6 protein-coding genes are annotated in these 10,992 nt (G+C 76.1%); all 6 read left to right on the plus strand.

The window, feature by feature from the left end; all coding sequences use genetic code 11:
* Positions 1 to 319 precede the first annotated feature (319 nt).
* The 6 genes from MNY60_RS04345 (at position 320) to MNY60_RS04370 (ending at position 10,920) form a co-directional block, all read left to right on the plus strand.
* Positions 320 to 1,519, plus strand: coding sequence for a 3-phosphoglycerate dehydrogenase family protein (locus MNY60_RS04345; protein WP_242335053.1), 1,200 nt, complete (start codon positions 320 to 322; stop codon positions 1,517 to 1,519).
* Positions 1,520 to 1,721: 202 nt separating this feature from the next.
* Positions 1,722 to 3,077, plus strand: coding sequence for an APC family permease (locus tag MNY60_RS04350; protein WP_242360087.1), 1,356 nt, complete (start codon positions 1,722 to 1,724; stop codon positions 3,075 to 3,077).
* A 13-nt stretch (positions 3,078 to 3,090) separates the two neighbouring features.
* Positions 3,091 to 3,720: a cyclopropane-fatty-acyl-phospholipid synthase family protein gene (locus MNY60_RS04355; RefSeq protein WP_242360088.1), complete on the plus strand. Its 630-nt coding sequence runs from the start codon at positions 3,091 to 3,093 to the stop codon at positions 3,718 to 3,720.
* A 121-nt stretch (positions 3,721 to 3,841) separates the two neighbouring features.
* Positions 3,842 to 9,088 carry a carboxyl transferase domain-containing protein gene (locus tag MNY60_RS04360; RefSeq protein ID WP_242360089.1) on the plus strand — a complete coding sequence of 1,749 codons (5,247 nt, stop codon included), beginning with the start codon at positions 3,842 to 3,844 and terminating at the stop codon, positions 9,086 to 9,088.
* Positions 9,089 to 9,382: 294 nt separating this feature from the next.
* Entirely contained in the window at positions 9,383 to 10,303 is a 921-nt protein-coding gene (locus MNY60_RS04365; RefSeq protein ID WP_242356913.1) for a hypothetical protein, read from the plus strand.
* Between the two features lie 14 nt (positions 10,304 to 10,317).
* On the plus strand, positions 10,318 to 10,920 hold the full coding sequence (locus MNY60_RS04370) for a hypothetical protein (protein WP_242356912.1): 603 nt from the start codon (positions 10,318 to 10,320) through the stop codon (positions 10,918 to 10,920).
* Positions 10,921 to 10,992 lie beyond the last annotated feature (72 nt).

Here is a 10,992-nt window from a genome sequence, read left to right on the forward strand (position 1 = left end):
TGCCGGGTCCCCGACTCCCGCGGCCGCGGGACATACGAAGGAAGGAACCACATCCCCGGTGGGTACACATTCACGTACCGTATCGGGTGCCAACCCACCCTGACGCCGATCAAGCCGTTTCGGTCCCGATGGGCGCCGATTTCGGGCGAAATCGCCCGCGATTTCGAGGGTTGAGCTCACCACCGGGCCTCTTTGGACGGCGCCGGAATGCCTCCCCCGCTAGGCCCAACACGTCCCGCGACGGCGGGGCCCGCGCATGCTCTCCTCCGCGCGGCGCCCCGTCGCTCCACCCATTCGCCCCCCCGCAGCGGAGGCCACCATGAAGATCCTCGTCGCCGATGCCTTCCCGACCGAGCGGCTCGCCGACTTCCAGTCGCTCGGGCTCGAGGTCGATCATCGCCCGGACGTCGCCGCGAAGGACCTCGCCGCCGCCGTTCGCGACGCCTCCATCCTCGTCGTCCGCTCGAAGCAGGTGCTGGGCGAGGTGTTCGAGTCCGCCTCCGGCCTGTCGCTCGTCGTGCGCGCCGGCGCGGGCGTGAACACGATCGACGTCCCCGCCGCCTCCCGGCGCGGGGTGTACGTCGCGAACTGTCCGGGCCAGAACTCGATCGCCGTCGCGGAGCTCGCCATCGGGCTCGTCATCGCGCTCGACCGGCGCATCCCGGACAACGTCGCGCTCCTGCGCGCCGGGAGGTGGGACAAGAAGACCTTCTCCGAGGCGCAGGGGCTCTTCGGCCGCACGCTCGGGGTGGCCGGCCTCGGCTCCATCGGCCGGGAGGTCGTGACGCGCGCGCAGGCGCTCGGGATGCGGGTGGTCGCGTGGTCGCGCTCGCTCGACGACCGGAAGGCGAAGGCGCTCGGCGTGGAGCGTGCGCCCGACCTCGCCGCGCTCGCGCGCGAGGCGGACTACCTGTCCCTCCACCTCGCGCTCTCGAAGGAGACGCGGGGGATCGTCTCCCGCGACGTGCTCGCGGCCATGAAGCCCGGCGCCGCGCTCGTCAACACGGCTCGCGCGGAGATCGTGGATCAGGTGGCCCTGCTCGAGCTCGCGCGCACGGGGCGGATCCGCCTGGGCACGGACGTGTTCGCGGGCGAGCCGGAGAAGGGGAAGGCCGACTTCGACAGCGAGCTCGCGAAGCTTCCGAACGTCTACGGGACGCACCACATCGGCGCGTCGACCGCGCAGGCGCAGGACGCGATCGCGCGCGAGGCGGTCCGCATCGTCGAGGCGTTCGTGAAGAGCGGCGAGGTGCCGAACTGCGTGAACGTCGCGGAGAAGACGCCGGCCCGCGCGCGGCTCGTCGTGCGCCACCTCGACAAGGTGGGGGTCCTCGCCAACGTCCTCGGCGCGATCCGCGAGGCAGGCATCAACGTCGAGGAGGTCCAGAACACCATCTTCGAGGAGCACCAGGCCGCGTCCTGCAGCATCGACCTGGACGACCGCCCGCAGGAGGCGCTCCTCGAGCACCTCCGCACGCGCATCCCGGACGTGCTGTTCGTGGGATCGTTCGAGCTGTAGCCCGCTGCCGAGGGAGCACCCCGCGGCGAATGCCGCGAACGGGCGCGACCTCGTGGCGCCCTCGGCGGCCGCCGCGGGACCCGAGGTCACGCCGACATCACCGGGCCGCGCCGTGCCGCCCGCCCGGCGGGCCGACGCCCGCTCGCGCGCGGCGAATGCGGAGCGTTGACGCGCGCGGCAGCGCGGCCGAACGTGGCCCGGCATGGGGGCGGGGGGCTCGTCGGGGCGCGAGGGTCGGGGCGGTGCGCCGCGCCCGGCGCTCGCCCTGCACGACGCCGTCGCGCTCGTCCTCGGCATCGTCATCGGCGCCGGCATCTTCCGCGCGCCGTCAGCCGTCGCCGCGAGCGCGCCGGGCGTCCCGGCGATCCTCGCGGCGTGGCTCGCGGGCGGCGCCGTCTCGCTCGCCGGCGCGATGTGCTACGCGGAGCTCGCGGCCGCGTACCCCGATCCCGGCGGCGACTACCACTTCCTCTCCCGCGCGCTGGGGCGTCCGACCGCGTTCCTGTTCGCGTGGGCGCGACTCACGGTGATCCCGACCGGCTCCGTCGCGCTCCTCGGGTTCGTGTTCGGGGACTATGCCGCGGATCTGCTCGGCGCGCCCGGCGCGAGCGGGCCGCTCGCCGCGGCGATGGTGGTGACGCTGACGCTCGTGAACGCCGCCGGGCTCCGCGTCGCGCGCGGCGTGCAGAACGTGCTCACCGTCGCGCTCGTGCTCGGGCTGCTGGTCGTGATCCTCACCGGGCTCGCGCTGCCGGCGGCGCCGCCGCCCTCGGCCCCCGTCCTGGCGCGGCCCGCGTTCGGCCTCGCGATGGTCTTCGTCCTCCTCGCGTACGGCGGGTGGAACGAGGCGGCCTACGTCTCGGCGGAGCTGCGCGGCGGGCGGCGCGCCATCGCGACCGCGCTCGTCGCCTCCCTGCTCCTCGTGACGCTCCTCTACGTCCTCGCGAACGCCGCGTACCTGCGTGGCCTCGGCCTCGACGGCGTGCGCGCGTCGAGCGCGGTGGCCGCGGACCTGCTCGGGCGTGCCTTCGGGCCGGTGGGCGCGACGACCATCGGCGCGATCGTCATCGCCGCCGTCGTGACCTCCGCGAACGCGACGCTGCTCCTCGGCTCCCGGATGGTCTGGGCGTTCGGCCGGGACTACCCGCGCTTCGCCACGCTGGGGCGGTGGAGCGCGCGCGCCGCGTCGCCGGTGAACGCCGTCCTCCTGCAGGGCGCCATCGCGCTCGCGCTCGTCGGCCTGGGGGTGCTGTCCCGGCGCGGCTTCGAGGCGATGGTCGCCTACACCGCGCCGGTGTTCTGGCTCTTCTTCCTGCTCACCGGGATCTCCCTGTTCGTGCTCCGGCGCCGCGATCCTGCGGCCGCCCGGCCGTTCAAGGTCCCGCTCTACCCCGCGACGCCGCTCGTCTTCTGCGCGGCGTGCGCGTTCCTCTTGTGGTCGAGCCTCGTCTACGCGGGCCCCGGCGCGATCGCCGGCGTGGCCGTGCTCGCGACCGGGCTCGCGCCCATGTGGCTCTCGCTGCGCAGGGCGCCGGCGCGCCCTCCTGCCGCAGCGTGAAGGAGGCGAGATCATGTCCCGGCCCACGCTCCCCTTCCCCGCGCGGCTCGCCGCGATCCTGGCGGCCCTCGCCGCGCCGCCCGTGCTCGCGCAGCAGGCCGAGCCCGCGCCGCCGGCGGCGCCCGCCGAGGCGCCCGCGGTCGCGCGGAAGCCCGCGCGCACGCCCGACGTCATCTTCGTCCCGACCCCGGAGCGGGTCGTCGCCACGATGCTCGACCTCGCCCGGGTGGGGAAGGGCGACGTGGTGTACGACCTCGGCTGCGGAGACGGCCGCATCGTGGTCGCCGCCGCGAAGCGGGGGGCCCGCAAGGCGGTGGGCGTGGACATCGATCCGGAGCGCATCGCCGAGGCGCGCGCGAACGTGCGGGCGGCGGGCGTCGCGGATCGGGTCGAGATCCGCGAGGGCGATCTCTTCGAGCTGGACCTGTCCGACGCCACCGTCGTGACGCTCTACCTCCTCCCCGACCTCAACCTGAAGCTCCGGCCGAAGCTCCTCGCGCTCCGGCCCGGCACCCGGATCGTGTCGCACGCGTTCGACATGGGCGACTGGAAGCCGGCCGCGGTCCGGCAGGTCGACGGCAAGACCGTCTACTTCTGGACCGTTCCTGCCCGGACGAAGGCGCAGGCGCGCACCGGGAGGTAAGGGGCGCCGCACCCCGCGTTCGCGTGTACCCCGCCGCCCTTCCCGACTAGAACTCGTCCACGGCGACGCCGCCCCCGCCCGACCGGGCGCCGGGCGGCGGCCGGCGCGCGAGGAGGCCGAGGTGGACGTTCGGAGCGGGCTGGGTCGTGTCGCGGTGCTGGACGGGAGCGAGGCGGCGCGGCGCGTCGTGCGCGCGGTGCGGGACCTCGGGCGCGAGGGCGCCGCCGACGCGGCGGTGCTGCTGTACGCCGGGGAGCTCCGCCGCTCGCCGGCCGCGCGCGAGGCGGACGAGGCCCACGCGGCGGACGCGGACGTCGAGGCTTCGCTCCGGCGCGCCCGCGCCGACGCGGCCTGGCTCGGGCCGGCCTCCATCGCGGAGCGCGCGGCGTTCGCGGAGGCGTGCGCGCGGGCGGGGGTGACGCACGTCGGCCCGCCGGCCGACGCGCTGCGCTGGCTCGCCGCGCCAGGCGCGTTCTCGGCGCTCGCCTCGCGCCTCGGGGTCCTCCCCGGACAGGCGATCGGGCTCGCGCGCCGGCTCGAGGTCGTCGTCGCGCGCGACCGCGCCGGCGCGACGCGCGCGCGCGGCATGGGGGGCGCGTCGCACCGCACCGGCGGGACGCCGCCCCGCGGAGGGTGGCCGCCCGCCGGCCTCCCGCCGGACGTCGCGGAGCGCGCGCTCGCCCTCGCCGAGCGCGCCGCGGTCGAGGCGGGCTGGGTGGGCCTGTGCGCGGTGGAGCTCGCGGTGGACGCGGCGGGGCGGATGGCGTTCTCCGGGATCGACGCGCGCGCGCACTCGGCGCCCGCCGTCGAGGAGGCCACGGGGATGGACCTCGTCCGCCTCGCGCTGCGCCTCGCGGCGGGCGAGGACCTCGACGGGGCGCCCGCCGGGGCGCGCCACGGCCACGCGCTCGCCGCCCGCGTCGTGGCGGCCGGCGCAGCCGCCGGACGGCTGGAGGTGCTCCGGCTCGCGGCGGGTCCCGGGGTGCGTGCGGAGCCCGCGCTCGACGAGGGCGACGAGGCGCCCGCCGGGTCGGTGATCGCGACGGTGATCGTCCGCGGCGACGACCGCGCGGAGGCCCTCGAGCGCCTCGAGCAGGCGCTCGAGGGGAGCGACGTCCTCCTGCACCGCGCGGCGCCCTCGACCGCGTGGCTCCGGGCGCTCTGCGCGCGCCCGGAGGTCCGCGCCGGACGCGCCGGCGCCGGGCTCCTCGATGCGCTCGCCGCGTCCGGAGAGCCCGCCCTCCCCCAGCGCCCGGAGGTCGCCGTCGTCGCCGCCGCCATCGAGGCGTACGACGCCGAGCTCGACCTCGAGCGGGCGCGCTTCGTCGCCGAGGCGCGCCGCGGTCGCCCGCGCGTGGGCCCGTCGTCGGGCCGCGGCGTGGAGCTTCGCCACGCGGGGCGCCGCCACCGGCTCGAGGTCCGGCAGATCGGCCCCGGCGCCTACCGCGTCGCCCCCGCCGGCGGCGCGCCGCTGGAGCTCGGCGTCGAGCACCTCGGCGCGCACGAGCGGCGGCTCACGTGGAGCGGCGGGCGCGCGCGGCTGCTCGTCGCGTCCGACGGGCTCCGCCAGCTCGTGCAGGTGGACGGGGTGCCGCACGTCGTCCGGCGCGATCCCGCCGGCGTCGTCGCCTCGCCCATGCCCGCGGTGGTGGTGGCGATCCCGGTCGCGCCCGGCCAGCGCGTCGCGGCGGGCGAGCCGGTGGCGCGCATCGAGTCGATGAAGGTGGAGATGGCCGTGCCCGCGCCGTACGCGGGGACGATCCGCGAGGTGCTCACCGTCGCGAACGCCCAGGTCGATCCCGGCGCGCCGCTCCTCCGGATCGACCCCGAGGGCGAGGCCGCGCCCGAGCCTGCCGCCGCGCCGCTCACGCTGGGGGGCCCCGCGCCGACGGAGCCGGCGGGCGACGCGGAGCGCTACCTCGGCGCGCTCGCCGAGCTGCAGCGGCTCGTCCTCGGGTTCGACGTGACCGCCGCGGAGGCGCGGCGGCTCGCCTCCGGCTGGCGCGAGCTGTCCCTCGCGGCCCCGCACGGCGCCGCCGCCACGCTCCGGGCCGAGTCTGCCGTCGTCGCGGCCTTCGCCGACGTGCAGTCGCTCTACGGGCGGGCGCGCCTCGGCGCGGATCCCTCCGCGGCGCCGCCGCTCGAAGCGCTCTGGCGTTACCTCCACGAGCCGGAGGCGCGGGGAGAGGGGCTCGGCGAGACCTTCGTCGGCGCGCTCCGCCGCGCCCTCGCGCACTACGGCCTGTCGCTCGACGTCCCCGGCCGCGCGCTCGAGGTGGCGCTGCTCCGCATGCAGAAGGCCTACGAGCGCGCCGAGGCCCAGCTCGCGCCGGTGCTCGCCATCCTGGAGCGCTGGCTGGCGGCGCCCGAGGCGCCCGCCGCGGTCGCCCCGCGCGAGCAGCTCGACCGGCTGGCGGCGGTCGGCCAGGAGCGCTTCCCCGCGCTCGCCGACCTCGCGCGCGAGGTCCGCTACCGCCGCCACGACCAGCCGCGCCTCGACCGGGTGCGCGCGGAGATGACCGCGCAGGCCGAGGCCGACCTCGAACGGCTCGCCTCGGAGGCGGGGGCGGCGCGCGAGGCGCTCGTCGAGCGGATCGTGCAGTGTCCGCAGTCCATCGCGACGATGGTGGTCTCGCGGATGGCGGAGGCGGCGCCGCCGCTCCGCTCGCGGCTCGTCGAGACCCTCCTCCGCCGCTACTACCGCGACCGCGCGCTCGGCCCGGTCGAGGTGGGCGAGGTCGAGGGGCTCGCGTGCGCGTGGTCGGACTACACGCTCGAGGGGCAGGCGTTCCGCGTGATCGCCGCCTTCTCGCACCCCGGAGAGATCGACCAGGCGGTCCGGCGTCTCGCCCGGCTCGCGGCGGAGGTCCCCGGGGACCGCGCGGTCGCGGTCGAGCTCTACGTCTGGCACGACGCGCCCATCGACGGCCCCGACGCGCTCGCGGAGCGGCTCCGCCTCGCGCTCGCGGAGGCGGCCTTCACGCGCCCGCTGCGCCGCGCCTCGTTCCTCCTCGCCATCCCCGGGCGCGGCCTGGGACGCCAGGCGAGCCAGGAGCACTTCACCTTCCGCGGCGGGCCGTCCGAGTGGACCGAGGACCGCCGCCACCGCGGCGTCCACCCGATGCTCTTCAAGCGGATGCAGCTCGGGCGGCTCGCGCGGTTCGAGCTCGAGCGCCTCCCCTCGGTCGAGGACGTGTACCTCTACCGCGGCGTCTCCCGCGACAACCCCAGGGACGAGCGGCTCTTCGCGGTCGCGGAGGTGCGTGCCATCGCCCCGGTGCGCGACGGCTCCGGGCGCGTGGTGCAGATGCCCCACGTCGAGCGGATGCTCCACGAGGCGCTCGCCGGCATGCGGCGCTTCCAGGCGCGCCGCGCGCCGGGGCAGCGGCTCGAGTGGAACCGCGTGCTCCTCACGGTCGGCCCGCCCCTGCCGCTCACGCCGGCCGAGATCCGCGGCCTCGCCGCGCGGATGGCGCCCGCCGCGGCGGGGCTCGGGCTCGAGATGGCGCTCATCGACGCGCGGCTCCCCGATCCGGCGACGGGCGCGATGAAGCGGACGCTGCTGCGCTTCGTCGCGGACGACCGGGGGGGCGTGTCGATCCGCTGGGACGAGCCCACCGATCGGCCGCTGGAGCCGATGACCGAGTACGAGCAGCGCGTCGTCCAGCTCCGCCGGCGCGGGCTCACCCACCCGTTCGAGATCGTGAAGCTGCTCGCGCCGTCGCGCGGCACCCAGGCGGCGGTCCCGCCGGGCGAGTTCGTCGAGCACGATCTCGACGCCGCCGGCGCGCTCGTCCCGGTCACGCGGCCGCCCGGCGCGAACCCGTCGAACGTAGTGGTCGGGACGGTGCGCAGCTTCACGGATCGTCACCCCGAGGGGATGCTGCGCGTGGTCCTGCTCGGCGACCCGAGCAGGGCGATGGGCTCGCTCGCCGAGCCCGAGTGCGCCCGCATCGAGGCGGCCCTCGCCCTCGCCGAGCGGCTCCAGGTCCCGCTCGAGTGGTTCGCGGTCTCCGCGGGCGCGAAGATCTCGATGGAGAGCGGCACGGAGAACATGGACTGGATCTCGCGCGTGCTGCGCCGGATCGTCGAGTTCACCCAGCGCGGGGGCGAGCTCAACGTCGTCGTCGTCGGCATCAACGTCGGCGCCCAGCCCTACTGGAACGCCGAGGCGACGATGCTCATGCACACCCGGGGCATCCTGGTGATGACGCCCGGGTCCGCCATGGTCCTCACCGGGAAGGAGGCGCTCGAGTACTCCGGGAGCGTCTCGGCCGAGGACAACATGGGCATCGGCGGCTACGACCGGATCATGGGGCCGAACGGCCAGGCGCAGTACCGGGCCGGCAGCGTGGCGGAGGCCGTCGGGATCCTCATGCGGCACTACGCGCACACCTACGTCGTCCCGGGCGAGCGCGCCCCGCGCCGCGCCGCGACCTCCGACCCGGTGGAACGCGACGTGCGCTCGTACCCGCACGGACCGGAGGGCGGCGCCGGGTTCGAGACGGTGGGCGACGTCTTCAGCCTCGAGAAGAACCCGGACCGCAAGAAGCCGTTCGACATCCGGCGCGTGATGGCGGCCTGCGTGGACCAGGATCACGCCCCGCTCGAGCGCTGGCGCGACCTGCGCGGGGGCGACACCGCCGTGGTCTGGGACGCGCACCTCGGCGGCTTCCCGGTCTGCCTCCTCGGCATCGAGTCCCGCCCGCTCCCGCGCCTCGAGTTCGTCCCCGCGGACGGGCCCGAGCTCTGGTCGGCCGGGACGCTCTTCCCGCAGTCGTCCAAGAAGATCGCCCGGGCGCTCAACGCGGCGAGCGGCAACCGCCCCGTGGTGGTGCTCGCGAACCTCTCCGGCTTCGACGGCTCCCCCGAGTCGATGCGGCGCCTGCAGCTCGAGCACGGCGCGGAGATCGGCCGCGCGGTGGTGAACTTCCGCGGGCCCATCGTCTTCTGCGTCGTGTCCCGCTACCACGGCGGCGCGTTCGTGGTGTTCTCCAAGGCGCTCCGCGAGGACATGGAGGTCGTCGCGGTGGAGGGCGCGCGGGCGTCCGTGATCGGCGGCGCCCCCGCGGCGGCGGTCGTGTTCGCGCGAGAGGTCGAGTCCCGCACGCGCAAGGACCCGCGAGTCGCGGAGGCGGAGAAGGCGGCCGCCGCGGGCGGGGCGGCGCTGCTCCGGCGCTCGGAGGTGACGGCCGCGGTGCGCGCCGAGAAGGTCGGCGAGGTCGCCGAGGAGTTCGACGCGATCCACACCGTCGAGCGCGCGCTCCGCGTCGGATCGCTCGATCGGATCATCGCCCCGGCGGAGCTGCGGCCCTACCTCGTCGGAGCGGTCGAGCGGGGCATCGCGCGCCTCGCGGGCGGCCGCTGAGCGGGCTGCCCAGCGGGTGCTCGCTCGCTCCCCCTCCGAAGCGGCGCTCCGACGCCGCGACCACCACGTCGAGCTTGCGCCAGAGGCGGTTGGCCCCGCGGATTGGGGGCCGCTCGTGGCTCGAGGGAACGAGCGTGCCCACCTGCTCCCGTCCGTTGCCCTGCCCGCGGCAGGAGACTTCCCACCGCTCGGCCGCTCGACGTGCCGCCGTGCGCCCGAACCTACCTTCGCCTACCGGCATGGCACGTGAAACGAGCCTCCGCCGACTCCCTTCCCCGGAGCGAGGAGATCCCAGTGAGACCACCCTGCAGGTGGGCCGGGGTCGCGGCGATGATGCTCGCGGCCCCGCTGGCCCGCGCACACGAGCTCGTGTGCGAGAAGACCGTCAACGGAGCCGCCGTCGTCGAGGTCGACTCCTATCCCGCGACCCTCACGTTCCAGGCGACCGTCCGGAACGTGCACCCCACCGACGTCTCCATCGTCGCGTGGATCAGCGATCGGTTCATGGACCCGGCCCGGCAGGAGCTCGACCTCGCGCTCCCCGTCGGCGGATCGCAGACCTTCGAGTACGGGCTCACCATCGACTCGTACGAGGAGTGCGTCGCCCTCGCCGGGGAGGCCGGCATGTCCTGCTCGACCACCGGTGGCTGCGCGCGGCTCGACAACCGCTTCGCGGCGGGGTGGGAGCACGGCGAGGCGCAGTGCACCGCGCGGGTGGTGTGCAAGCCGCCCGAGGTGCCGCCTCCGCCCCCGCCGAGCGGCGTCACCCGGACGCTCGGCTTCTGGAAGACGCACGTCGACGCGGCGACGGCATGCATCGCCGGCGGCCCCATCGACCTCGGGTTCACCACGATCGACACGCTCGAGGAGCTCCTCGGGCTGCTCTGGGCCAGCCCGGCGCGGTACGTGTCCGGCGAGCCGCGCGACGCGCTCGCGCGCTTCCGCATCCTGCTCGCCCACCAGACCGCGGCCGCCATCTGCAACGGGCGCGCGTTCGGGACGTCCTCGCCGCTCGTGGCCGACGCCGTGACGGCGCTCGGCGGAACGGCGTGCGGCGACATCAAGGGGCTCATCGACGACCTGGCCGCCTTCAACACGCAGGGCGACGCGCTGCCGTTCCCCGACGGCTTCGCCGTCGGCCCGGCCCAGCCCGTCGACGCCCGCGCCCTCGGCGTCGACCCGACCTCGCCCACCGGCGAGACCTGCAGCCCGTGAAGGAGGAACAGACCATGATCCGAACGCTCGAGACTGGCCTCCTCCTCCTCTCCCTCGCCGCGATCGCCTGCGGCGGCACGAGCCCCAAGGGCAAGACCGGACCTGCCGGATCTCCCGGCGAGCCGGCGATCGAGACCCCGATCACGCCCCCGCCCGACGACTCCGTGGGCGCGACCGATCCGACGACGTCCCTCGAGCCTCAGCTCGCGACGCTGCGGCTCCTCGGCGTCGCGAACCCCGGCTTCGACGCGGTCGTCCTCGACCTCGCGGCGGTCTCCGTCGAGGTGGACGGCGCGCCGCTCGCCATCGACCTGAGCCGCGTCACCACCATGGACCTGACGCGCGCCGACCACGCCTGGGACCTCGGCACGTTCACCCTGCCCGCGCCGGGGAAAGTGGCGCACGTGCGCATCGTCCTCGACGACGTCGGAGCGTGGGAGGAGAGCGGCGCTGCGGGCGCGCTCGACGCCTGCGGCCTCCCGATCGAGTTCGACGCGCCGGCGGAGTGGCTCGCGCTGCGCGGCCACGCGGTCGTGCACCTCGACCTCGGCCGCTCCGTCCTGAAGGTCGGCGCGGAGGACGCGATCCTGCTGCCGCAGCTGCAGGTCCGTTACTGAGCGGAGAGGGGGCCGCTCGTCCCGCGCGGGCGGGGGGGGGCGGCGGGCCCGCACGGGGGGGGGGCCAACCAC

It is taken from the genome of Anaeromyxobacter sp. SG17 (assembly GCF_022690695.1).
In the GTDB taxonomy this organism is placed as follows: domain Bacteria; phylum Myxococcota; class Myxococcia; order Myxococcales; family Anaeromyxobacteraceae; genus Anaeromyxobacter; species Anaeromyxobacter soli.